27 protein-coding genes are annotated in these 21,529 nt (G+C 71.4%); 11 read left to right on the top strand and 16 right to left on the bottom strand.

The window, feature by feature from the left end:
• Positions 1-5: 5 nt before the first annotated feature.
• A complete protein-coding gene (locus ACQPWU_RS54795) occupies positions 6-560 on the bottom strand; it encodes an OsmC family protein (protein ID WP_433435034.1) in 555 nt (184 codons plus the stop codon).
• Positions 561-666: 106 nt separating this feature from the next.
• Between ACQPWU_RS54795 and ACQPWU_RS54790 the strand changes: the two genes are divergently transcribed.
• From ACQPWU_RS54790 to ACQPWU_RS54765, 6 genes are all read left to right on the top strand, one after another.
• Positions 667-1,683: a helix-turn-helix domain-containing protein gene (locus tag ACQPWU_RS54790; RefSeq protein ID WP_433435033.1), complete on the top strand. Its 1,017-nt coding sequence runs from the start codon at positions 667-669 to the stop codon at positions 1,681-1,683.
• A gap of 122 nt (positions 1,684-1,805) precedes the next feature.
• Positions 1,806-2,192: a DoxX family protein gene (locus ACQPWU_RS54785; RefSeq protein ID WP_433435032.1), complete on the top strand. Its 387-nt coding sequence runs from the start codon at positions 1,806-1,808 to the stop codon at positions 2,190-2,192.
• A 114-nt stretch (positions 2,193-2,306) separates the two neighbouring features.
• The gene (locus ACQPWU_RS54780) at positions 2,307-3,521 is read left to right on the top strand and encodes a cytochrome P450 (protein WP_433435031.1); all 1,215 of its coding nucleotides are present in this window, start codon (positions 2,307-2,309) and stop codon (positions 3,519-3,521) included.
• Positions 3,522-3,523: 2 nt separating this feature from the next.
• The gene (locus tag ACQPWU_RS54775; RefSeq protein ID WP_433435030.1) at positions 3,524-4,168 is read left to right on the top strand and encodes a TetR/AcrR family transcriptional regulator; all 645 of its coding nucleotides are present in this window, start codon (positions 3,524-3,526) and stop codon (positions 4,166-4,168) included.
• Between the two features lie 13 nt (positions 4,169-4,181).
• Positions 4,182-4,382: a ferredoxin gene (locus tag ACQPWU_RS54770; protein ID WP_433445531.1), complete on the top strand. Its 201-nt coding sequence runs from the start codon at positions 4,182-4,184 to the stop codon at positions 4,380-4,382.
• 37 nt (positions 4,383-4,419) lie between these two features.
• The gene (locus tag ACQPWU_RS54765) at positions 4,420-5,628 is read left to right on the top strand and encodes a cytochrome P450 (protein WP_433435029.1); all 1,209 of its coding nucleotides are present in this window, start codon (positions 4,420-4,422) and stop codon (positions 5,626-5,628) included.
• On the opposite strand, the gene ACQPWU_RS54760 is transcribed toward ACQPWU_RS54765, so the two are convergent.
• A complete protein-coding gene (locus ACQPWU_RS54760) occupies positions 5,618-6,787 on the bottom strand; it encodes an FAD-dependent monooxygenase (RefSeq protein WP_433435028.1) in 1,170 nt (389 codons plus the stop codon). The two genes, ACQPWU_RS54765 and ACQPWU_RS54760, sit on opposite strands and share 11 nt — an antisense overlap.
• Before the next feature lie 18 nt (positions 6,788-6,805).
• Positions 6,806-7,282: an SAM-dependent methyltransferase gene (locus ACQPWU_RS54755; protein ID WP_433435027.1), complete on the bottom strand. Its 477-nt coding sequence runs from the start codon at positions 7,280-7,282 to the stop codon at positions 6,806-6,808.
• Between the two features lie 97 nt (positions 7,283-7,379).
• Here ACQPWU_RS54755 and ACQPWU_RS54750 point away from each other — a divergent pair, with 97 nt between their 5' ends.
• Entirely contained in the window at positions 7,380-10,094 is a 2,715-nt protein-coding gene (locus ACQPWU_RS54750; protein ID WP_433435026.1) for a helix-turn-helix transcriptional regulator, read from the top strand.
• 151 nt (positions 10,095-10,245) lie between these two features.
• Positions 10,246-10,608 carry a YciI family protein gene (locus ACQPWU_RS54745; protein ID WP_433435025.1) on the top strand — a complete coding sequence of 121 codons (363 nt, stop codon included), beginning with the start codon at positions 10,246-10,248 and terminating at the stop codon, positions 10,606-10,608.
• Between the two features lie 48 nt (positions 10,609-10,656).
• Here ACQPWU_RS54745 and ACQPWU_RS54740 read toward each other — a convergent pair whose 3' ends face one another.
• A complete protein-coding gene (locus ACQPWU_RS54740) occupies positions 10,657-11,682 on the bottom strand; it encodes a hypothetical protein (RefSeq protein WP_433435024.1) in 1,026 nt (341 codons plus the stop codon).
• A 153-nt stretch (positions 11,683-11,835) separates the two neighbouring features.
• Here ACQPWU_RS54740 and ACQPWU_RS54735 point away from each other — a divergent pair, with 153 nt between their 5' ends.
• From ACQPWU_RS54735 to ACQPWU_RS54725, 3 genes are read left to right on the top strand one after another with little or no spacing between them, the layout of a single operon-like run.
• The gene (locus ACQPWU_RS54735; protein ID WP_433435023.1) at positions 11,836-12,321 is read left to right on the top strand and encodes a phosphoheptose isomerase; all 486 of its coding nucleotides are present in this window, start codon (positions 11,836-11,838) and stop codon (positions 12,319-12,321) included.
• Positions 12,318-12,530, top strand: a complete 213-nt coding sequence (locus ACQPWU_RS54730) for a HypC/HybG/HupF family hydrogenase formation chaperone (RefSeq protein WP_433435022.1) — start codon at positions 12,318-12,320, stop codon at positions 12,528-12,530. The genes ACQPWU_RS54735 and ACQPWU_RS54730 overlap by 4 nt, the downstream gene beginning before the upstream one ends.
• Complete coding sequence (locus ACQPWU_RS54725; protein ID WP_433435021.1) at positions 12,527-13,126, top strand: D-sedoheptulose-7-phosphate isomerase; 600 nt, start codon at positions 12,527-12,529, stop codon at positions 13,124-13,126. The genes ACQPWU_RS54730 and ACQPWU_RS54725 overlap by 4 nt, the downstream gene beginning before the upstream one ends.
• A 26-nt stretch (positions 13,127-13,152) precedes the next feature.
• Here ACQPWU_RS54725 and hypE read toward each other — a convergent pair whose 3' ends face one another.
• Genes hypE through ACQPWU_RS54665 form a run of 12 tightly spaced genes read right to left on the bottom strand, consistent with a single transcriptional unit; the run spans position 13,153 to position 21,520 of the window.
• Positions 13,153-14,226, bottom strand: coding sequence for a hydrogenase expression/formation protein HypE (gene hypE / locus ACQPWU_RS54720; protein WP_433435020.1), 1,074 nt, complete (start codon positions 14,224-14,226; stop codon positions 13,153-13,155).
• Positions 14,223-15,377, bottom strand: coding sequence for a hydrogenase formation protein HypD (gene hypD, locus ACQPWU_RS54715; RefSeq protein ID WP_433435019.1), 1,155 nt, complete (start codon positions 15,375-15,377; stop codon positions 14,223-14,225). The genes hypE and hypD overlap by 4 nt, the downstream gene beginning before the upstream one ends.
• Positions 15,378-15,388: 11 nt before the next feature.
• Positions 15,389-15,661 (bottom strand): HypC/HybG/HupF family hydrogenase formation chaperone, encoded by a 273-nt coding sequence (locus ACQPWU_RS54710; protein WP_433435018.1) that lies wholly within the window; start codon positions 15,659-15,661, stop codon positions 15,389-15,391.
• Positions 15,639-16,004: a hydrogenase maturation nickel metallochaperone HypA gene (locus tag ACQPWU_RS54705; protein WP_433435017.1), complete on the bottom strand. Its 366-nt coding sequence runs from the start codon at positions 16,002-16,004 to the stop codon at positions 15,639-15,641. The genes ACQPWU_RS54710 and ACQPWU_RS54705 overlap by 23 nt, the downstream gene beginning before the upstream one ends.
• 6 nt (positions 16,005-16,010) lie before the next feature.
• Entirely contained in the window at positions 16,011-16,118 is a 108-nt protein-coding gene (locus tag ACQPWU_RS54700) for a DUF6893 family small protein (RefSeq protein WP_433435016.1), read from the bottom strand.
• Positions 16,119-16,129: 11 nt separating this feature from the next.
• A complete protein-coding gene (locus tag ACQPWU_RS54695) occupies positions 16,130-16,927 on the bottom strand; it encodes a hydrogenase maturation protease (RefSeq protein ID WP_433435015.1) in 798 nt (265 codons plus the stop codon).
• On the bottom strand, positions 16,924-17,799 hold the full coding sequence (locus tag ACQPWU_RS54690; RefSeq protein WP_433435014.1) for a hypothetical protein: 876 nt from the start codon (positions 17,797-17,799) through the stop codon (positions 16,924-16,926). The genes ACQPWU_RS54695 and ACQPWU_RS54690 overlap by 4 nt, the downstream gene beginning before the upstream one ends.
• 6 nt (positions 17,800-17,805) lie before the next feature.
• Entirely contained in the window at positions 17,806-18,444 is a 639-nt protein-coding gene (locus ACQPWU_RS54685) for a DUF6084 family protein (RefSeq protein ID WP_433435013.1), read from the bottom strand.
• 11 nt (positions 18,445-18,455) lie between these two features.
• Positions 18,456-18,674, bottom strand: a complete 219-nt coding sequence (locus tag ACQPWU_RS54680) for a hypothetical protein (protein ID WP_360688155.1) — start codon at positions 18,672-18,674, stop codon at positions 18,456-18,458.
• Positions 18,671-19,270 (bottom strand): DUF5947 family protein, encoded by a 600-nt coding sequence (locus ACQPWU_RS54675; protein ID WP_433435012.1) that lies wholly within the window; start codon positions 19,268-19,270, stop codon positions 18,671-18,673. The genes ACQPWU_RS54680 and ACQPWU_RS54675 overlap by 4 nt, the downstream gene beginning before the upstream one ends.
• The gene (locus tag ACQPWU_RS54670) at positions 19,267-19,704 is read right to left on the bottom strand and encodes a hypothetical protein (RefSeq protein WP_433435011.1); all 438 of its coding nucleotides are present in this window, start codon (positions 19,702-19,704) and stop codon (positions 19,267-19,269) included. Before ACQPWU_RS54670 ends, ACQPWU_RS54675 begins: the two co-directional genes overlap by 4 nt.
• A 10-nt stretch (positions 19,705-19,714) precedes the next feature.
• On the bottom strand, positions 19,715-21,520 hold the full coding sequence (locus ACQPWU_RS54665; RefSeq protein WP_433435010.1) for a nickel-dependent hydrogenase large subunit: 1,806 nt from the start codon (positions 21,518-21,520) through the stop codon (positions 19,715-19,717).
• Positions 21,521-21,529 lie beyond the last annotated feature (9 nt).

The following is a 21,529-nucleotide window of genomic DNA, read 5'->3' as shown; positions in this document are numbered from 1 at the left end:
CGCGGTCAGGCGGGGTCGACGATCCGCAGGCTGGCCACCACCGGCGTCGGGCGCCGGATCGTGTTGGCCACGGGGGAGCCGCTGATGACGCGATCCCACAGGTCCCTGACGACCTCGTCGTCGGCGTCGGCGCTGACGGAGCCGACGACCTGCAGCGTCAGGTAGCCGGTGGTGCCGTCCTCGGCCGGATCGCCCTTCTGCAGGAGGTTGTCGAAGCCGCCCGTGACCTCGACACTGAGGTGGCGCAGCGCGATGCCCCGAAGCGTCGTCTGCAGCACCATGCCGGCGGCGATGCAGGACCCCAAGGCCGCCAACACGTATTCGTGCGCGGTCGGCGCGGCGTCGTGGGAACCGAACTCGGCCGTCTCGTCTGCGTCGATGTGGTGGCCCCTGGCGCTCGTGACCGTGTGAAAGCCGTTGTCCCACGTCGTGGTCGTCGTCCAGGGCCGGCTGACCGGCTGCACGCGGAGGGCGTCGGACAGCTTCGCGCCGAGCTCCAGGCGGAGCCGGGAGTCGATGCCGTTGACCGTGCCGGCCTCTGTGGGCCTGTCCGGGTTCACGGCCCGATGGTATCGTCCCGGGACTTGATAGCCTGCCCCTCGAGTCCGAGCGCGGATCATGCGGGTCCGGCGTCCGGACGATCGGCGTCGGCGAAGGTTGCGCAGGTTGAGTTCAGCCCAGTTCGGTATCGGTCGGCTCGACGACCTTTTCCACGGGCTCATCTGGGGTGAGAACATCGTCTGGATGCTGGTGGAGGGCCACGGCCCCGCCTTCGTCCCGGCCGTGGCCGACGCGGCCCGCACCGCCAACGCCGAGGTCCACGTCCTGGGCGCCGACGACCTCGTCCCGCCGAAGACGGTGGACACCGGGCGCGAGGCGATCTACCTCATCGACCTCACCGGGGAGAGCGGCGAGGCGGACCTCGGGAGCCGCGTGGCGGACGTCGCCGGGCAGGTGTTCCGCGGCCGGGCCGTCGCCCATTGGTTCGTCCGCGGGCAGGAGGACCCCACCGACGGGCTCGCGCAGTGCGTGATCAGCGTCGACCGGGACCACCTGCGCATCGACCGCGCCGACTCCCGCCCCAACACCATCCGGGGCGCGCTCCTGCCCTTCGAGGTCGGCGACGACGGGCGCCTGAAGGTGGGCCCCACCTCCGCCGCGTCCCTGCTCGGCAGGGGCATCAGGAGCTTGCGCAAGGAGCGCAACTGGAGCCAGACGCAGGTCGGAGCCCTGATCGGGGTGTCGGGGAGCGCGATCTCGCAGGCTGAGCGGGGCCAGCACGCGCTCTCGCTGGAGAGCGTGCTCGAGCTGTCGGAGAAGACCGGCATCCCGCTCGACCAGTTGCTGCGGAGCACGCCGACCACGGACGTGTACGTCTACCGGCCGCGCGAAGCGGACACGGGACAGCAGCAGCCACCGGGTGTCCTGGTCGACGACCCGCGGCACGGCATCCGGATGTCCAGCATCGTCATCCCGCCCCGCGGATCCACGACGCCCTCCCAGACAGGGCAGGCCTCGTCGTTGCTGGCCGTGGCCTCCGGCTTCGTCCGGGTCGTCCACTCCTCCTCGTCCCGGGTCGTCCTGCGCCAGGGCGACGTGCTGCGGGTCGCCTCGGGGACGGTTGCCAGCATCAGGAACATCGGTGACGTGAGCGCGCTGATCTTCTGCGTCACCTACGGATGACCGCCCGCTGATCGGCCGGGGGCGATGTCACACTTCTCGGGGCCGGGGCCTCTCAGAGGGTTGCCCAGGTGACGGCGCGACGCGCCGGCACCGCTCTCACGAATCATCCTTGGGGGTTCCCCGTGTCCACCGCCTATGTCGTCACCGCTCTGGTGACCATCGCCTTCAACACCTTCTCGGGTTTCGCCGCCATGACCCGCCTCAAGCCGATCATGCGGACGCTCGGTCCCGCGCTTGACAGGGCGGGCGTGCCGGAATCGTGGCTGGTCTTCCCGATAGGCGCGCTCAAAGCGGTGGGTGCGCTGGGGCTGGCGCTCGGGCTCCTGGGCGTGCCGTTGATCGGTACGGCCGCCGCGGCCGGTCTCATCCTCTACTTCGTCTGCGCGCTCTACACCCACCTGCGCGTCAGCGACTTCTCGCCGCAGTTCTTCCTCGCGATCGTGTTCCTCGGGTTGGCGGTGGCCACGCTGTCGCTGGACCCCGCGGTGGTGCTGGACATCGCGGGCTGATGGGTGAGCCCGCGCATTCGTTGAAGAGGAGGTAGATTTTAAATCAGTCGCTTGACTTAAGGTGCGCCGCTCTGGTTGGCTGATCGCGGTCGATGTCCACTCTTGGAGGTCACGGTGAGTAAAGCCGGCAGTGAGCAGGTGTTGAGCTATCCGATTCCGAGCGAGGCGGCGCTGGAGCCGCCCGCGGAGTGGGCGGAGCTGCGTCAGCAGTGCCCGGTCGCGCGGATCAAGCTGCCCAGCGGCGACGAGGCGAAGCTGGTGACCCGCTACGAGGACGTCAAGCAGGTGCTGTCCGACCCGCGCTTCACCCGGCAGCTGAACGCCGGCGACGCCGCCCGGATCTCCGCCAACGAGTCGGGCGGCGTCTTCAACTCGGACATGGCGATGTCGATTCCCCAATCCGGCGAGGGCCACCTGCGGTGGCGGCGGATGGTCGGCAAGTGGTTCACCGCCAAGCGCATGGCCGCGCTGCGGCCGGGGATCGAGGCGATGGCCGAGCGGCTCATCGACGAGATGGTGAAGGCCGGCCAGCCGGCCGACCTCAAGGCGGGCCTGGGCTTCCCGCTGCCGGTCTGGGTGATCTGCGACATGCTCGGGGTGCCCGACTCCGATCGGGACAGGTTCTCCCACTGGTCCGACACGCTGCTCAACCTGACCCGCTACACCGACGCGGAGATCCGCGCGGCGCATACCGAGTTCTTCGCCTACATGGCCACCCACATCGCCGCCAAGCGGGCGCAGCCGAGCGACGACCTGCTCAGCGAGCTGATCACCAGCGCCGAAGACGGCGGGCTGTCGGACAACGAGCTGGTGGCCACCGGCCTCGCCCTGCTGATAGCCGGGCACGAGACCACGGCAAATATGATCGGCAAGATGCTGAGCATGCTGCTGGCCGACCGGAGCCGCTGGGAGCGGCTGCTGGCGGACCCGTCGCTGGTGCGTACGGCGGTGGAGGAGGCGCTGCGCTTCGACGCCAACTCCGGCTTCGGCATGCCGCGCTACATCGGCGAGGAGGCCGAGGTCGGCGGGACGGTGCTGGCGCGCGGCACGACCGTGGTGTGCAGCATGGCCGCGGCCAACCGCGACGAGACCACCTTCGACGGCGCGGGCGAGATGGATTTGGGCCGCAGCCCCAACCCGCACCTGGCCTTCGGCGCCGGCGCGCACTCGTGCCTGGGGCAGGCGCTGGCCCGCACCGAGCTGCAGGCCGTGCTCGAGGTGCTGCTGCGCAAGCTCCCCTCCCTGCAGCTCGCCGTCCCGGTGGAGGACCTGCGCCGGCTCGAAGGACTCGTCGTCGGCGGCCTGCGGGAAGTCCCGGTGCGGTGGTGAGCATGGCCGTGCGAGCCGAGCGGGTCAGCGCGACCCGCGAGCAGATCCTGACGGCGGCGGAGCGGCTGTTCGCCGAGCACGGAGTGTTCGCCGTGTCCAACAGGCAGGTCAGCGAGGCCGCCGGACAGGGCAACAACGCGGCGGTCGGCTACCACTTCGGCACGAAGGCCGACCTGGTGCGCGCGATCCTGCACAAGCACGCCGAGCAGCTCGAGCGCATCCGCGCGCGCATGCTGGCCGAGGTCGGCGACTCGGACGAGGTGCGCGACTGGGTGGCCTGCCTGATCCGCCCGGTCACCGAGCATCTGGACGCCCTGGGCAACCCCACGTGGTTCGCCAGGTTCGCCGCGCAGGTGATGACCGACCCCGCGCTGCGCGACATCGTGATCGACGAGGCGCTGACCTCGCCCACGCTCGTCGAGATCGTCGCCGGGCTCAACCGATGCCTGCCGCAGCTGCCACCCGAGGTGCGGGCCGAGCGCAACGACATGACGAGCCAGCTCATGATCCACATGTGCGCCGAGCGCGAACGCGCCCTGGCCGACGGCAGGCCGACACCCCGGGCCACCTGGCACGGCGCCGCGACCGGGCTGATCGACGCCATCGTCGCGCTGTGGGCGGCCCCTGTCACATCATCCGACGCGTAGAGAGGAACCCATGATGAAAATTCGCGTTGACGAGGACAAGTGCTGCGGCGCAGGCCAGTGCGTGCTGCTCGCGCCAGACGTCTTCGACCAGCGTGAGGACGACGGCATCGTCGTCCTGCTGGAGGCGGAGCCCGCCGAGCACCTGCACGCGTCGGTCCGCGAGGCCGCCGCCGTCTGCCCCGCGGCCGCCATCGAGCTCAGCGAGAGCGCGTAACCCCTCTATGCCGACTTCTCCGGAAGGAGAGCACGCGATGACCGACACGTTGAGCCCGGCCGATGCTCCGGAGTTCCCGATGGCCAGGGCGGCCGGGTGCCCGTTCGACCCGCCGCCGGCGCTGCGCGACCTGCAGCAGGAGGGGCCGCTGGCCAAGGTCCGGCTGTGGGAGGGCCGCACCTCGTGGCTGGTGACGACGTACGCCGAGCAGCGGGCCCTGCTGGCAGACCCCAGGGTCAGCGCCGACATCACCCGCCCCGGCTACCCGAGCCCGGCGCCCAGCAGCGGCGGTTCGCTGAGCTTCATCCTGATGGACGACCCCGAGCACGCCCGCCAGCGCCGCATGGTGCAGGCGGCGTTCACGGTCAGGCGGGTGGAGACCATGCGCCCGGCCGTGCAGAAGATCGTGGACGACATGATCGACGACATGCTGGCAGGGCCGAAGCCGGTGGACCTGGTCGAGGCGTTCGCGCTGCCGGTGCCCTCGCTGGTGATCTGCGAGCTGCTCGGCGTGCCGTACGCGGACCACGACTTCTTCCAGCACAACAGCAAGACCATCATCAGGCGCACCGCGACACCCGAGGAGCGGGCCGCCGCCTTCGGGGGGCTGGCCCAGTACCTGGACGGCCTGGTGGGCAAGAAGCTCGCCGAGCCGGGCGACGATCTGCTGTCGCGGGTGGCCGGCAGGGTCAGCGCCGGCGAGCTGACCCGGCAGGAGGCCGCCCAGATGGGCGTGCTCCTGCTGATCGCCGGGCACGAGACCACCGCGAACATGATCGCGCTCGGCACGCTCGCCCTGCTGCAGAACCCCGGCCAGCTGGCCCTGCTGCGTGACACCGACGACCCCAAGCTGGTCGCGGGGGCGGTGGAAGAGCTGCTGCGCTACCTCAACATCACCCACAACGGGCGTCGTCGCGTCGCGCTGGAGGACATCGAGATCGCCGGCCAGACCATCCGGGCGGGGGAGGGGATCATCATGGCCAACGACATCGGCAACCGCGACCCCGCGGTCTTCCCCGATCCCGACGAGCTGGACATCCGCCGTGACGCCCGCCGCCACGTGGCCTTCGGTTTCGGCGTGCACCAGTGCCTCGGTCAGCCGCTGGCCCGCATGGAGCTGCAGGTCGCCTACAGCACCCTCTACCGGCGCGTCCCCACCCTGAGCCTGGCGACCGACCTGGACCAGATCCCGTTCAAGCACGACGGCGCGGTCTACGGCGTCTACGAGCTGCCCGTCACTTGGTGACGTTTCCCGCCAGTTCCGACAGGTTCATCGCCATCGTGTGATGGACGGCGGGGACCCAGTCCAAGGCGCGCAGGGCCGTGTTGCGCAAGGAGCGGAGGGGGCCGTTGCCCAACGTCGCGATTCGCGTCATCTTGTGGGTGAACGCGACGACCTCCTCCGCGACCGGGCGGCGCTCGGCCTCGTACGCGTCCAGGACCGTCTCCGGGGCGCCGTCACGCAGCAGCGCGGTGAGCTTCCCGGCGAGGTTGAGGGCGTCCTGGATGCCGGTGTTCATGCCCTGACCGCCGGCCGGGCTGTGGACGTGGGCCGCGTCCCCGGCCAGGAAGATCCGGCCCGCCCGGTAGCGGTCGGCCAGCCGGTGATGGACGCGGAAGCGGGAGCTCCACACGAGGTCGGTGACCTTGGCCGGATGGGTACGCGGACCGCGGGTGTCGAGGAGCGCCTGCACGTCGGAGATGTCCGGGCGTTCCGGGGCCTCGTCGAGCGTCGCGACGATCCGGTGGCGGCCGCCCGGCAGCGGGGCGACGACGGTCAGCCCCTCCGGGGCGAAGTACAGGGAGACCTCGTCCGCGGCTCCGGCCCAGTCGAGGCGCACGTCGGCGAGGATGAACGACTGGGCGTAGGTGTCACCCGTGAAGGGGATGCCGCTGTGCTCGCGTACCGTGCTGTGCATGCCGTCGGTGCCGACGACGTACGAGGCGAGGATCCGCCGGCCGTCGGAGGTCGTCGCGGTGACCCCCGTGGAGCTCTGCTCGACGGCCGTGATCTCGTGCGGGCGGTGCACCGTGCCGCCTACGGCCAGCAGCCGGTCCAGCAGCACCCGCTCCGTGACGTCCTGGGGCACCATCAGCGTGTACGGGAAGTCGGTCGGCAGCTTGTCGAAGGCCACCGTCAGCAGGATCCGGTCGTGGTCGCGTACGGTGAAGCGGGGCACGATGACGCCGCAGGAGACCAGCTCATCGCTCACGTCGATGTCACGCAGCACCTCTAAGGTGCGGGCGTGCACGACGGCGGCCCGCGAGGTGTTGGCGCCGCTCGCCGCCTTGTCCACCAGGACGGCGTCCACGCCCTGCCCGGCCAGCGCGGTGGCCAGGGCCAGGCCCGCGGGGCCCGCGCCGACGATCAGGACGTCCGTGCTCTCCGGAAGCTGTGCGTTCATGTCCGGGATCCCCTTGTCTCAGTAGTAGTTGCGCATCAGCTCGGTCGCCCAGGCCGGCTGCACGGTCTCGCCCTGCGGGGCGAACTCCGCCATGTACGGCTTGAGATCGAGGACCGGGCTGCCGTCGATGGCGTCCAGTCCGCGTACGCGCACATCGAGGCCGTCGACGGCGAGCAGCCGGCAGCGGGAGACCCCCAGCCGGTTCGGCCGGTTCTTGGCCCGCTGCGCGAAGATGCCCACCGGCGGCCAGTCGGGATTGCCCCTGGGGCGGCGGGCCGAAGTGTGTACGGAAGCCGGGTCCACGAGGTGGAAGAGGAACACCACCTCCAGGTGCGAGAACTCGTCAAGCCCGGCGAGCGAGTCCGGCCCGAAGCGTGTCCCGTCGAGGCGGATCAGCGCTTCCTCGGTGTTCCAGTCGTCGTCGAACGCCTCGGTGCGCCCGCCGACCACGGTTCCCACCGGTTGCAGGGACACGGCGGTCATAGTTCCTTCCATGCTCACGACCGTACGGGCCGGCCGCCGCCGGTGAATAAGTCACGATGACCGGGCGGCTCGCGGGCGCCGGCTGCCGCTTAGGTAGGGTCGGGGCATCATGATCGGGCGTAATGCGGAGATCGCCCTCCTCGAGAAGATGATCGTCGAGTCCGGGGGCAACGCCGTCCTCGTGCGCGGCGAAGCCGGGATCGGCAAGTCGGCCCTGCTGGCGGAGGTCGTGCGTACGGCCGGGGACGACCTGCTGGTGCTGCGGGTCACCGGCGTCGAGGCCGAGGCGGAGCTGCCCTTCGCGGCCCTGCACCTGCTGCTGCGGCCGGCGCGGCACCTCGTCCCCGGCCTTCCGGCGGCGCAGCGGGCGGCGCTGCTCGGCGCGTTCGGCGAGAGCCAGGAAGGCGCCCAGGACCGCTTCCTCGTCGGGCTCGCGGTGCTGACCCTTCTCGCCGACCTCGCCGAGGAGCGCCCCCTGCTGTGCCTGGTCGACGACGTGCAGTGGCTGGACCGCGCGTCGGTGGACGCGCTGGTGTTCGCGGCGCGCCGGCTGGAGGCCGAGCGGATCACCATGATCCTGGCCGCCCGCGACGACGGGGCGGAACTACCCGTCCACGGCGTTCCCGAGCTGAGGCTGGCCGGTCTCAGCCGAGCCGACTGCGAGACGCTGCTCGCGGAGTCGGCCGCCGACCTGGTCCCCGACGTCCGGGACCGCGTGATCGAGGAGGCCGAGGGGAACCCCCTCGCCCTCCTGGAGTTCGCCGCGATCCTCACCCCTGAGCAGCGCGCGGGGCAGCTGGCTCCGCTGCCGCTGCAACCGCCCAGGCTCTCCCTGGCCGGACGGCTCGAGCAGTCGTTGCGCGCCGCGGTCCGGCGGCTTCCCGAACGCACGCAACTCCTGCTCCTGGTCGCCGCGACCGAGGGCGCCGGCAGCTTGGAGCTCGTCCTGCGGGCGGCGGAGGGCTTCGGGGCGGGGCTGCCCGACCTGGAGCCGGCCGAGCGCCGCCATCTGGTGCGGGTCTCCGACGGCCGGCTGCGCTTCCGGCATCCCCTGGTCAAGACGGCCGCGTACCACGAGGCGCCCCTCGCCCGGCGTGTGGCCGCCCATCGGGCGCTGGCCGATGCGCTCGACGGCGACGAGCACGCCGACCGCAGGGCCTGGCATCTGTCCGCCGCCGCCGTCGGGCCCGACGAGGAGACGTCCGACGTGCTGGCCGCCGCCGGGGAGCGGGCCCGGCTGCGCGGCAGCCACGCCTCCGCCGCGACCGCGTACGAGCGGGCGGCGCAGCTGACCGTCGATCAGCACCGGCGGGCCGGCCGGCTGGCCGCCGCCGCCGACGCGGCGCTGGGCGCCGGGCAACTGGCCCGGGCCGGCGCCGCGGCCGATCGGGGCCGGCGTCTGACCGAGGATCCCGTGGTGCTGGCCCGGCTGGCCGCCGTACGGGCCGCGGTCGACTCCGAGCACGGCAACCCGATGCCGGGGGCGCTGATCGACGCCGCCGCCAGCATCGCCCGCACCGCGCCGGCCGACGCCGCGTCCCTGCTCGCGACCGCCGCCGGCGGGGCCTGGTTCGCCGGTGACCACGCCGCGCTGGAGCAGGCCGCGGACCTGCTGGAATCCGTCGTGCCCGGCGACGATCCCGTGGCCGGAGTGGTGCGCGGCATGGAACGGGTGGCCGCCGGCGACCCGGCCGCGGGCCTGCCGCTCATGCGCGCCGCCGTCTCGCCGCGCGACGCCATGGACCCGGTCGTCGGTACGTACGCGGTGTTCAGCGCGTTGATGACCGGCGACGACGACGCGGCCTGCGAACTGGCCGCCGCACGAGTGGCCGCCTGCAGGGAGCAGGGCCTGATCGGCGCGCTGCCGCATGCCCTGCAACTGCTCACCCAGGCGCAGATCCTACGCGGTAGACACGCGGAGGCTGCGGAGTCGGGCGCCGAGGCCTGGCAGATCGCGCACGACACCGGGCAGGCGGGGCGGCTGCGGCATCTGCACGGCATCCTGGCGCGGCTCGCCGCCGTCGAGGGCGAGGACGAGAAGTGCGTACGGCTCGCCCGGCAAGCCGAGGGCGCCGCCCAGGAACGCCACGGATCCGGGTGGGGCGGTTGCGCGCTCACCCTGCTCGACCTCGTACGAGGCCGGTACGAGGCGGTGGCCGAGCGGATGGCGCGGGTCCTCGACGGCCCGCTCGGCCACACCGTGATCGTCACCTTCGCCATAGCCGACTACGTCGAGGCCTGCGCCCGGCTGGGCGAACCGGACCGGGCGTCCGAGGCGTTCGCCAGGTTCGACGCCTGGGCGGCGGCCAGCGGCCGGCCGTGGGCCGCCGCCGTCGCGCACCGCTGCCGCGCCCTGCTCGCCCCGCGTGGCGAGGCCGAGGCGCACTACGACGCGGCGCTCCAGTGGCACGCCCAGGGAGGGCGGGAGTTCGAGCAGGCCAGGACCCAGCTGCTGTACGGCGAATGGCTGCGGCGGGCGCGCCGCCGCTCCGACGCCGGAGCGCAGCTGCGCGCCGCGATGAGCCGGTTCGCCGCGATGGGTGCCGCCCCATGGGCCGAACGGGCCCGTACGGAGCTGGCCGCGACCGGTGCCCGCGCCGACATGCCGGAGCTCGGCGTCCAGGCCAAGCCACTCGACGCGCTGACCCCTCAGGAGCTCCAGGTCGTACGGCTCGCCGCCACGGGCGCCACGAACCGGCAGATCGGCGCCCAGCTGTTCCTGAGTCCGCGGACGGTGGGGTTCCACCTGTACAAGGCTTTCCCGAAGCTGGGCATCTCCTCGCGCGCCGACCTGTCGGGCATCGACCTCGGCCGCCCCACCTGAGGGCGCGCCGTCCTTGACCGCTCTCGTCGTGGTTGTCCAGGCTGGCCTGGAGACCGATGTCGATTCGGCGGGGAGCCGTTCGTGTAGCTGGTGACCGCCGGCGCGGTGCCGGCGTCGTCATCCCCGAACGTCAAGAGAGGATCTCAGCGAGATGAGGCACTACCTGCTCAGCATCCAGCAGCCCGACGGCGGCCCGCTGCAGCCGGAGCTCCTGGAGCCGATCATGCGGGAGGTCGCCGCCTTCGACGAGGAGCTCAAGGCCGCCGGGGCCTGGGTCTTCGCCGGCGGGCTGCACGACGCGGGCGCGGCCGCCGTGGTGCGTCCAGGGAACGGCGAGTCGCTGGTTACGGACGGCCCGTACGTCGAGGGCAAGGAGCACGTCGGCGGCCTGTCCATCATCAAGGCGCCCGACCTGGAGTCCGCGCTGGAATGGGGCCGCAAGCTCGCCCGCGCGACCACACTCCCGATCGAGGTCCGCGAGTTCCAGGGCGAACCGGACGACCACCTGAAGTAGCCGGCCCGCACGTGACGGCGGGGCCTCACGGAGTCCCGCCGCCGCGGCTCACGGTGCCAGGGCGGCCGCGGCGCCGAGCGCGATCGGCCACACGACGAGCAGGTAGGACTCTCTCGGCCGGTTGGACAGCCGGTCGCCGTCACGGCTGCGGCCGTGCACCCGCAGGCCGTATCGCCCCGCGCCCTGGAACGTCAGGTTCGGCTCGGCGCCGTCCCCGCTCGTCAGGCCGGGGATGCACATCACGCCGGTCGTGGTGACGAACTCGATCTCCTCGTTCTGCTCCCAGCGCCGCACCGCCGCCTGCGGCGCGGCAGGCCGCCAGGTCACGTGCAGGTCGACGAGGCCCATCCGCTTCTCCGTGCGGATGAGCAGCGAGTCGGGAGCGGCGGCCACGAGCCCGTCCGGCAGCGGCGGCGGCACGGCGACGTCCTGGAACGGGTTGACGATCCGCACCTTGTGATCCGCAACTCGTGCCACGCCGCGCACCGGGGTGGGCAGCGCGGGCCGCCTGTCATGGCCCGTCACCCGGCCCCGTTCCGACTGCGGTAGCCCGTGCTCGCGGGCCCACCGCCGGATCTCGGAGGATTTGTCCGGCAGCCCCAGCTCCTCGGCGACCCCGACACCGAGCCTGGCCTCCGCCTCCGGGCCCACGTCCAAAGGCCACACGGTCACCAGGTAGAACTCGAACGGCACGCGCGGCACCGCCGTGGGGTCGATGTCGCGGCCGCGGGCCTGCACGCGCATGGCGTACCGGCCCGGCCCCTGCGGCGTCAGGATCGGAAAGCCTTCCGGAGGGTCTGCCATCAGGCCACATAAGCGCACCTCGCCGGTGAAGGTGATGAGCTCCACCTCCTCCACCTCGTCCCATCCCGCCGTGTCGAGTGGGGGCGGCTGATCGGCCAGGCGCACGGTGACGTCCACCACGCCGGTGTGGATCCCCGTCAGGATCACAGCGGCGCCGGGGGCGGAGGCGGTCAGGCCGTTGGGGGCACTGGTGGGATGATCGCTGCCAGGATCGCCGACCACGATCTGGCGGTAGCAGACGTTGACGTCGGCGCGGGCGGTGAGGGCCATGCCCGGGAGGCTACGGGTCCGGTCCGACATTCAGGGTGGGGCGCGGGCGGGCGAATCTTGCCGGGATCTTGCCGAATCGGTGGCGGAGAAATCCCCATCACCTGTGTCGGCCCACGGTCGAATGGGAGATGTCGTGCATCCGAGGAAGACGGGATGTCGAGAGTGCTCGATCGGGTCCGTGACGCCGCGGGTATGGCGCTGGTGGAAGACGTCGGCGCCGTCATCGAGGCCGCCTGCGACATGTCGGGGCGGTTCGGGCGAGGAGGCAGACTACTGGCCTTCGGCCGGGCCGAGGCGGCCGCGGACGCGGCGCACGTGGCGGTGGAGTTCACCCACCCGGTGATCGTGGGCAAGCGGGCGCTGCCCGCGTTCTGCCTGGGCAGCGAGCCCTCCTTGCTGCCGATCCTGGGACGCCCTCAGGACATCGCCCTGGGGATCCGGCCCGCCGGTGACGATCTCGCCGCCGCTCGCGAGCTCGGCATGCTGACCATCACCCTGACGGCGAACGAGGCGTACGCCGAAGCGGATCACGTGCTGCCGGCGCGGAGCGGGGATCCGCTGGTCGCGCGGGAGATCCACATCACGATGTACCACCTGCTGTGGGAGCTGGTCCATGTGTTCCAGGAGGCCGCCGCATGACCGAGGACGAATGTGAATCCTGCGTGACGTGCGGCGACGTCGCCGTACAGGTGCGGGTCGTCGGCCTGCTGCCCGCGGGGCTGGCCCGGGCCGACACCGGCGAGGGAACCGAGGAGATCAGCGTGGCGCTGGTGGACGCGCGGGTCGGCGACACCGTGCTGGTACACGCGGGTGAGGCCATCGCCGTGATCGGGAGGGACGGCCAGTGACCGGGACGCTCTATCCGTTCCTGCGGCGCGACCCGCTCGACCTGGCGATGTCCACCGCCGCGAAGGCTCTCGAGAGCCTGGAGCTGCGGAGGCGAGTGCTCGACGAGCTGGAGGAGCCGCTGCGGGCGTGCGCGGCGGCGATGGCCGCCGCATTCCGCGGCGGCGGGCGGCTGTTCACGTTCGGCAACGGCGGCAGCAGCACGGACGCCCAGTCGGTCGCGGCACTGTTCACCGGGCGTGGCCTGCCCGCGGTGTCACTGGCCTGCGACTCGGCGCTCGTCACGGCGCTGGGCAATGACATCGGCTTCGACGTGGTGTTCGCGCGCCAGCTCGCCGCGCTCGGCGGCGAAGGCGACATCGCCTGCGCGCTGTCCACCAGCGGCGGCTCGGCGAACGTGCTGAGCGGGCTGGCCCGGGCCGGGAGCCAGGGGATGGTGACGATCGGCTTCGCCGGCTCCGGTGGCGGGCGCATGGCCGAGGAGCGGATGGCCGAGCACCTGTTCGTCATCCCGTCGTCGTCGGTGCACCGCATCCAGGAGGCGCAGGCGACGCTCTACCACGTGCTGGCCGGGCTGGTCTCAGCACATGCGGCGTAGCGTCTCAGCACATGCGAGGTGGCGTCTCAGCAGATGCGGGGTAGCGGGTCGCCCACGAGCACGTCGACCACCCTGGTGCCGCCGAAGGCGGTGCGGAGCAGGACCAGCCCGGCAGGTGCGGCGGCGACGGTGCCGATGATCGCGGCGTCGGAGCCCAGCGGGTGGGAGCGCAGCGTCTCGAGTGCCTCGCCGGCGTGCTCGCCGTCGACCACCATCACGAAGCGGCCCTCGCAGGCCACGTAGAGCGGGTCGAGGCCGAGGAGCTCGCACACGCCGGTGACCTCGGGACGTACCGGGACCTGCTCCTCCTGCAGCACGACGGCCACCTCCGACGCGCGGGCCACCTCGTTGAGCACCGTGGCCACCCCTCCCCGGGTGGCGTCCCTCAGCGCCCTGAGGTGCTGCGGCAGCACCTTCAGCAGCTCGGCGACGATCCCGTGCAGGGGAGCCGTGTCGGAGGTGATCGGCGCCTCGATGCCGAAGTCGTCCCTGGCCAGCATGATCGCGGCGCCGTGCTCGCCGATCGGGCCCGACACGATGACGGCGTCCCCCGGCCGCGCCCGCGTGGCCGACAGCGTGACGGGCTGCTCGACGAGCCCGACTCCGGCGGTGGTGATGTAGCAGCCGTCGGCCTTGCCGCGCTGCACGACCTTGGTGTCGCCGGTGACGATCGTCACCTCGGCCACCGCCGCGGCCGCGGCCATCGAGTCGGTGATGCGCCGCAGGTCGGCGACGGGGAAACCCTCCTCCAGGATGAAGCCCGCCGACAGGTGGACCGGGCGGGCCCCGCACATGGCCAGGTCGTTCACGGTGCCGTTGACGGCCAGGTCGCCGATGTCGCCGCCGGGGAAGAACAGCGGCGACACCACGTAGGAGTCGGTGGTGAAGGCTATCTGGTCGTCCCCGAGCCGCAGGAGCGCGCCGTCGTCCAGGGGCGCGAGCAGCGGGTTGCGGAACGCCTCCAGGAAGACGGCCTCGATCAGGGTCTGCGTGGCCTTGCCGCCGGCGCCGTGGGCGAGCGTGATGCGCTCTTCCCTGATGACGGGCTTGCGCCGCCGTATGCGCTCGATGCGGTCGAGCACCTGCTGTTCGCGGCTCATGCCGGGCTCACCTCCTCCGCCGGCGGCCGGTGAGCCGCCGCACGCATCTGCTCCCGGCTGAAACGCCCGAAGTTGTAGTACGCGGCACAGGCGCCTTCCGAGGACACCATGCAGGTGCCGATCGGCGTCTCCGGGGTGCACGCGGTGCCGAACACCTTGCACTCCCACGGCTTGAGCACGCCCTTGAGCACCTCGCCGCACTGGCACGACTTGGGGTCGGCCACGCGCACGCCGGGCAGCTCGAAGATCCGCTCGGCGTCGAAGGAGGCGTACTCGTCCGCCATGGCGAGGGCGGAGTGCGCGATGAACCCGAGCCCGCGCCACTCGAAGTGCGGCCGCAGCCGCATCACCCGGCCGATGGCCGACAGCGCGATCTGGTTGCCGTGCCAGGGCACCACGCGGGCGTACTGGTTCTCCACCTCGCAGCGGCCCTCGGCGAGTTGGCCGAGCAGCATGTGCACGGAAGCGAGGATGTCCAGCGGCTCGAACCCGGCGACCACCATCGGCTTGCCGTAGTCGCGGGCGATGAACTCGTACGGCTCGCAGCCGATCACCGCCGAGACGTGGCCGGGACCGATGAACCCGTCGAGTCGCAGGTCCGGCGAGTCGAGGATGGCCTTGACCGCCGGAATGATCATGACGTGGTTGCAGAAGACGGAGAAGTTGGCCAGGCCCTCCTCCGCGGCCCGCAGCACGGTCATGGCGGTGGAGGGCGCGGTGGTCTCGAACCCGATGGCCATGAACACGACTCTGCGGTCCGGATTGGCCCGCGCGATCTTGAGCGCGTCCAGCGGCGAGTACACCATCCGGATGTCGGCACCCGCCGCCTTGGCGTCCAGGAACGAGCCCGCACCGCCGGGCACCCGCATCATGTCGCCGAACGACGTCATGATCACGTCCGGCTGCCGGGCGATGTGGATGGCGTCGTCCACCCTGCCCATCGGGATCACGCAGACCGGGCAGCCCGGACCGTGCACGAGGTTCACCTCGGGCGGCAGGTGGTCTTCCAGGCCGTGCTTGTAGATGGTGTGCGTGTGACCGCCGCACACCTCCATGAACGTGTACCGGCGGCCCGGCCGGCAGCGCGCGGCGATCTGCGCGGCGAGTGCCCGCGCCCGGTCCGCGTCGCGGTACTCATCGACGAACCGCATCAGAGGTCCCCTCACCCGATGTCCGAGGCACGCAGCGCGTCGAGCTCGTCCGCGTACGGTTGCCCGAGCCCCTCCAGGTAGTCGAGCACGGCCTGCGCCTCCTTCTCGGAGATCTTGGACAGCGCGAACCCGACGTGAACGAGCACCCAGTCGCCCGGTACGAGCGGCTCGTCGGCGAGCAGGCCGATGTTGATACGCCTGCGCACGCCGCTGACCTCCACCACGGCCAGGTCCTCGTGCTCGGGGAGGCGTTCGACGAGCTCACCGGGGATGCCGAGACACACCGGGCACCTCCTCGCCGAAGGTGACGGACTCGAGGACCAGCTCGTCGCCGCCGCTGATGTCGACGTCGTCACCGCCGCAGACCGGGCAGACGGCCAGCGTGTCCACCGATTCGGAGAGGCTGCCGCAGGTCTCGCAGCGCACCGTCATCGGCGTGACGACGAGCTCCAACGCGGCGTCCTGCACCGCCGTGCCGGCCGCGGCCATCGTGAACGCCTGGTCGAAGGCGTCGTCCACGACGGCGTGCCGGGCGCCGACGCGTACCCGGGCGGCCGTGACCCGCCTGCCTCCCGCCCGCTGCTGGATCAGCTCGACGAGGCCCTCGCACATCCCGATCTCATGCATGCCGACCTACATTCGTTCCATCTTCATGTACCGCCGGATGTCCGGCCATTGGTGGACGATCAGCGCTGCCAGCCCACAGAGGACGAGCAGCGTCACCACGCGCGATTTCCACATCTCACATCACCTCACCGGGGTGCCGGATCGCGGGAGCCCGGAACGGTGCTTTCCGCAATCATTTCCATAACCAGGGACTTCACAAGGCTCGCCGCCTCGCCGACCATCGCCCGCACCGGCTCGCTCAGCTCGAACGGCGCCTCCTCGACCGCCGTCGGCTCGCAGCAGACGACCCGCACCAGCGTGGGGAGCCTGCCGAGCTGGCGGGCCAGCCGCAGGACCCTGACCGGGTCCATGCCGTGCGTCTCCACCAGCGTGTCGCTCTCGTCCGGCAGCTCGGGCTCGAGGACGGTGAGCGTGCCAGGGACCTGGCCGCGCGCCGCCGCGTCCACGAAGACCACGCCCGCGTAGTCCCGTTGCAGGGCGTAGGCCAGGTCCATGCCGCGGATGCCGAAGTCGACGACGTCCACGCCCGGGATGGGCGGCTCCTCGGCCAGGCGGCGGACCACCTCGACCCCGAACCCGTCGTCTCCCAGGAACACGTTCCCGATCCCGGCGACCAGGACGCGGGTCGGGCTGCCGAGGGGCTCGATCTCCTCGACGGAGTAGAAGAACCGGTGGCCGGGCAGCCTGGCCTCGCCCAGGTCGCGCCCGGGATCGTCGTCGAGCGTGACCGCGACGTGGAAGGCGCCCTCGTCGTCCTGCTCCACGCTCTCCACCACCGCCTCGCGGCCGTCGAGCACGAGGTCGAAGACGTCAGCCTGGCTCCGGGGCCGCAAGCGGACCCGGCTTCCCGGCCCGACCGGCACGCCCGCGACGACCACCTCGTCAGGGCCGCGGCCCTCCATCTGCTCCCAGAATTCGTTCATGGCTCCGTCCTGTGCATGATGCCGTGCAGCCGCATCAGCTCCTCGGGTGTGAGGGCTTCGCAGCGGTCGAGGATCTCGCGGGCGCGCGGGTCCCCGTCACGGATCTCGTTCCGCTCCTCGTCGCTGAGGGCGAGCACGCTGAGCGTGAGAAGCTGGTCGATCTCGGTCGCGTCGAACAGGTCGCCGGGGCTCTCCGGCGCGATCTTCGGGTTGTCGTACAGGATGATCGGTGAGGACAGGACGGTGTCCTGCCCGACGAGCACCGGCCAGGCGCCGACGTTGTCGCAGCCCGCCGCGTACGCCCGCAGCTCCTCGGGCGGGTCCATGAGCGAGACGAACCGGGCGTCCGGCGCGTGCAGCACGGTGTGCGCGGAGACCAGCGTGCGCCGCATGGCCTCGTCGCGGGTGCCTCCGTGCCAGGGCGTCGTGTTGACCACCTCGGCCGTGATCTGGAACAGGCCCGGCCGCAGCAGCCGCGCGCTCACCTCGATCCGGCCGCACAGCGCCTCCCAGCCGCGCCCCACTCCGGAGCCGCGCCGCAGCCCGCCAGGAATGTCGATCTTCGTGATGACGGGGCCGGACAGCAGCTCGTCCAGGACGAGGTCCGGCACGTTCACCTCGCGCTCCTGCGCCTCCTGGCCGGGCGGGTCGCGGGTCACGACGTGCAGGAAGCGCACGCACACGTCCACGGTGTCGCCGGGCTCGGCTTCGAGCAGGCACTCGGTACGCATCAGCCACGGGCTGCCGTATCCCTCGGGGTGGATGCCGCCGATCGTCCAGCGATGCCGGTTCTTCAGCGCCGACTCCCGGTACGGCCACAGCAGGTAGCCCTCGTACAGCACGGCCTGCGCGATCTGCCTGACATGGTCCATGCGAGGTCAGCCTCCGCTCGTCTCCAACAGCGACCGCACCGCGTCGTCCCAGCCGAGCAGGGTGTGCCGCACCCGGTGCGCGTACAGGCGGTCGAACGTGTCGCGCTCCAGCCGGATCCAGGCGGTGCGCGGGAAGTGGCGGTCCATGAGCTCCCTCCACACCTCCACCGGCATGCGGAAGTCCGCCTCGGTGTCCCACGGCAGGTGGGCGGCCTGCAGGCGTTCCTCGTCGAGATAGAAGACGGTGCCGGTGAACAGGAACCGCAGCGGCACCTCGCCGTCGGGCAGGCCGTGCAGGTATTTGGCCGCGGCCACGTCGAAGTCATAAGTGCAGGGGACGCTGATCTGCGTGGTGGTGCTCCCGGCGAAGGCGGGAACGTGGGTGACCGTCTGCGTCCACAGCAGGCTGGAGAGGTTGCGCGCCCAGCTCTCGGGCCGGCCGAACAGCTCCGCGAGCCGCTCCCGCGCGTGCTCGTCGTAGCCGCGGCCGGTGGCGTCGATGCGGACCTGCGTGGCCAGCGTGAGCGCGCGGATCGGAGCGTCCGCGTCCAGGTGGAGCAGGAAGCGCAGCGCGGGCGCGACAGCGGGCTCCGCCGCTTCGGCGCCGCGCACCTCGATCCGCAGCGCCGGTGATGTCGATGGCATCGTGATCGAGGTCAGGCGGGCGACAGGTTCGGCATGTCGGGGTCGATCGGCTCGTGCATGCCGGGGTTGATGCCGGTCGAGCGCCTGGCCGTGGAGCGGCCGTCGGGCAGGTGCCCGTCCTGCTTGTCGTAGTTGCCGCTCTCGTTGCCCTCGTGCACGCCCTTGACGTGGGCGGGGGTGTCGGGGCGGACGTCCGCCCGGCCTGTCTTGATCGTCGTCTTCTTTCTCACGCCGTGCTCCTGTCACTGAGGTCGGTGAAGAATCGGTTGATGTGCTCGCGTACGTCCTGGCCGCCCGTCAGCCCTCGCCACCGGGTACGGATCGCGCCGACGAGCGCGTAACAGTCGTCCACCGGCACGATCCAGGCGCCGCGGTCGCGGTCGGCGAGCAGGGCCTCGACGTCGGGCTCCAGCTGCTGGAGCACCGGGTTGTCACGCCGCAGGCGCTCCCAGGCGGGCTGGTCGACGGGCGCCTGCACCGCCCCGGCCGGGCTCGGGTAGTACTGCGTCGGGAGCCCGGTGCCCGAGTCGTGGATCACGAACACCGTGCGTACCGGCGTCCGCAGGCCGGCCCAGGTCTCCTCGTCCAGGCTGAGGCCGCTCAGCCGGCGGCGGCGCTCCGGCACCAGCCGGTAGTGCCCGCCGCCGGCCGCCGCGTGGTCGAACAGCACCTGGCAGGCGCGGCACGCGCAGCGCAGCTCGCGTGCCGGCAGTTCGAGCAGGTGGCGGTGGGTGGCGGGCAGCGGCTCGGCGCACAGCTCGCAGTCCTGTGCCTGATGTGGCCGCTCACGTGGCCGCGAGGCGAGCCGGCGCAGCAGGCCGGTCATGTCGCCCGTGCCCGCCGGACGGCCAGGCTCTCGACCGGGATCAGGGCCGTGTCCACGAACTCGATCTCGACCCGTTCGATCTCCGGGGCCGCGTCCTGCACCGCCTGCCGCATGGCTGCCGTGGACGAGCGGCAGGCGCCCGCACGCAGGCGCAGGCGTACCAGGTCCTCCTCGACGGCGAGGACGTCGGCCGCGCTGCCGGCGAGCGCCGTCTCCACCCGGGCCCGCGTGTCCAGCGGGTGCAGGTCGTGCAGCAGGAGCAGCGGCGAGACCAGCTCGTCCGCGGCCAGGTGCGCCGCCTCCTCCTCGCCCACAAGGGCCATGACCCGTGCCAGGCCCTCGCCGTACAGGGCGAGCAGCTCGCCGACGAGCTCGGTCGTGGCCGGGTCGGCCTGCTCGAGCAGGGACTCGATCCTGTCGATGCGCTCGTTCATCCGCCGTCCCCTAGCCGGAGAAGCTCGCGCCGAACGTGGGCGAGTGCACCTGCTTGAGCACCTTGCCGTCGCCCAGGTACATGTGCACCCCGCAGGGCAGGCACGGGTCGAAGCTGCGCACGGTACGCATGATGTCGATGCCCTTGAACGAGTCGGCGCCGTTCTCCTCGAAGATCGGCATGCCCTGCACCGCGTCCTCGTACGGGCCCGGCGTGCCGTACCTGTCACGCGGGCTCGCGTTCCACGGCGTCGGCGGGTACGGATGGTAGTTGGCGATCTTGCCGTCGCGGATCACCATGTGGTGCGAGAGCACCCCGCGCACCGCCTCGTGGAAGCCGACGCCGATCGCCTCGTCCGGCACGTCGAAGTCGGTGAACACCTGCGTGCGCCCGGCCCTGACCTCGGACATCGCCTGCTCGAGGAAGTACACCGCCATCGCCGCCGCGTACGCGATGAAGTAGGCGCGGGCGCGGTTGCGCTCGATGGTGTTTGCCCAGCGCGGGATCTTCCACTCCAGCCGCATCTCCGGCATGGACGTGCTCTTGGGCAGGTTGATCTCCACGCTCTCACCGGTGGAACGGACCGTGCCGGTGTCGACGAGGCGGGCGAGCGCCGTGGACCACAGCCGGGCCAGCGGGCCGCCGCCGGTGTCGAGCGCCAGATGGTCGCCGGTGCGCGCGTCGTACCAGCGGGGGCTCATCACCCAGCTGTAGTTTCCGCTTTCCAGGTCGCGCTTCTGCGGCTTGGGCAGGGTCGTCTGGTTCCACGGGTGGCGCTGGTCCACCGGGTTGCCGAGCGGGTCGCGGGTGACGAACGTCTCCTCGGACTGCCAGTCGTCATAGTACGAGCTGCCCAGCAGGATCCTCATGCCGAGGTTGATGTCCACCAGGTTCGTGGTCAGCAGCTCGCCGTCCAGGACGATGCCCGGCGTGACGAACATCCGGCGGCCCCAGCCGTTCATGTTGCGGTAGTCGTAGTCGACCACCGCCGGGTCCTGGAAGGCACCCCAGCAGCCGAGCATCACCCGCCTGCGGCCGACCTCCTCGTAGCCGGGCAGCGCCTCGTAGAAGAAGTCGAAGATGTCGTCGTTCATCGGGACGGCCTTCTTCACGAAGTCCAGGATCTTCAGCAGCCGCGCCATGTAGTCGGTGAACACCTGGGGCGTCGCCACCGTGCCCACGCCGCCCGGGTAGAGCGTGGACGGGTGCACGTGCCTGCCCTCCATCAGGCAGCACATCTCCCTGGTGATCCTGCTCACCTGCAGCGCCTCCCGGTAGAGGTCGCCGCTGAACGGGTTGAACGCGCGCATGATGTCGGCGATCGTCCGGTAGCCGTGGATGCCGGAATTGGGCGCCTGGGTCGTCTCGGCCCGGCGCAGCAGGCTCGGGTTGGTCTCCTTGACCATCTGCTCGCAGTAGTCGACGAAGACCAGGTTGTCCTGGAAGAGCGTGTGGTCGAACATGTACTCGGCCGCTTCGCCCAGGTTGATGATCCAGTCCGCCAGCGGTGGAGGCTTGATCCCGTAGGCCATGTTCTGGGCGTAGATCGAGCACACCGCGTGGTTGTCGCCGCAGATGCCGCAGATGCGGCTCGTGATGAAGTGCGCGTCACGCGGGTCCTTGCCCCTCATGAACACGCTGTAGCCGCGAAACAGCGACGAGGTGCTCTTGCACTCGACGACTTCGCGATTCTTGAAATCGATCTTCGTGTAGATGCCCAGGTTCCCGATGATCCTGGTGATCGGGTCCCAGGACATCTCCACCAGCTCGCGGGCCTCGCCCGCGCGCTTCTTGGCCGGCTCCGTACGGATTGCCACCTCGCCGCT

Origin of the sequence: Nonomuraea sp. CA-141351, assembly GCF_050944675.1 — a bacterium.
Classification (GTDB): Bacteria; Actinomycetota; Actinomycetes; order Streptosporangiales; family Streptosporangiaceae; genus Nonomuraea.
Note: the sequence above shows the minus strand (reverse complement) of the source record. Positions and strands in the feature narration are given on the sequence as shown.

Coding starts and splice junctions, on each gene's coding strand:
- ACQPWU_RS54775 (WP_433435030.1), top strand. CDS start 3,524: ATGGCCGTGCGAGCCGAGCGGGTCAGCGCGACCCGCGAGCAGATCCTG.
- ACQPWU_RS54770 (WP_433445531.1), top strand. CDS start 4,182: ATGAAAATTCGCGTTGACGAGGACAAGTGCTGCGGCGCAGGCCAGTGC.
- ACQPWU_RS54765 (WP_433435029.1), top strand. CDS start 4,420: ATGACCGACACGTTGAGCCCGGCCGATGCTCCGGAGTTCCCGATGGCC.
- ACQPWU_RS54760 (WP_433435028.1), bottom strand. CDS start 6,787: ATGAACGCACAGCTTCCGGAGAGCACGGACGTCCTGATCGTCGGCGCG.
- ACQPWU_RS54755 (WP_433435027.1), bottom strand. CDS start 7,282: ATGGAAGGAACTATGACCGCCGTGTCCCTGCAACCGGTGGGAACCGTG.
- ACQPWU_RS54750 (WP_433435026.1), top strand. CDS start 7,380: ATGATCGGGCGTAATGCGGAGATCGCCCTCCTCGAGAAGATGATCGTC.
- ACQPWU_RS54745 (WP_433435025.1), top strand. CDS start 10,246: ATGAGGCACTACCTGCTCAGCATCCAGCAGCCCGACGGCGGCCCGCTG.
- ACQPWU_RS54740 (WP_433435024.1), bottom strand. CDS start 11,682: ATGGCCCTCACCGCCCGCGCCGACGTCAACGTCTGCTACCGCCAGATC.
- ACQPWU_RS54735 (WP_433435023.1), top strand. CDS start 11,836: ATGTCGAGAGTGCTCGATCGGGTCCGTGACGCCGCGGGTATGGCGCTG.
- ACQPWU_RS54730 (WP_433435022.1), top strand. CDS start 12,318: ATGACCGAGGACGAATGTGAATCCTGCGTGACGTGCGGCGACGTCGCC.
- hypE (WP_433435020.1), bottom strand. CDS start 14,226: ATGAGCCGCGAACAGCAGGTGCTCGACCGCATCGAGCGCATACGGCGG.
- hypD (WP_433435019.1), bottom strand. CDS start 15,377: ATGCGGTTCGTCGATGAGTACCGCGACGCGGACCGGGCGCGGGCACTC.
- ACQPWU_RS54705 (WP_433435017.1), bottom strand. CDS start 16,004: ATGCATGAGATCGGGATGTGCGAGGGCCTCGTCGAGCTGATCCAGCAG.
- ACQPWU_RS54700 (WP_433435016.1), bottom strand. CDS start 16,118: ATGTGGAAATCGCGCGTGGTGACGCTGCTCGTCCTCTGTGGGCTGGCA.
- ACQPWU_RS54695 (WP_433435015.1), bottom strand. CDS start 16,927: ATGAACGAATTCTGGGAGCAGATGGAGGGCCGCGGCCCTGACGAGGTG.
- ACQPWU_RS54690 (WP_433435014.1), bottom strand. CDS start 17,799: ATGGACCATGTCAGGCAGATCGCGCAGGCCGTGCTGTACGAGGGCTAC.
- ACQPWU_RS54685 (WP_433435013.1), bottom strand. CDS start 18,444: ATGCCATCGACATCACCGGCGCTGCGGATCGAGGTGCGCGGCGCCGAA.
- ACQPWU_RS54675 (WP_433435012.1), bottom strand. CDS start 19,270: ATGACCGGCCTGCTGCGCCGGCTCGCCTCGCGGCCACGTGAGCGGCCA.
- ACQPWU_RS54670 (WP_433435011.1), bottom strand. CDS start 19,704: ATGAACGAGCGCATCGACAGGATCGAGTCCCTGCTCGAGCAGGCCGAC.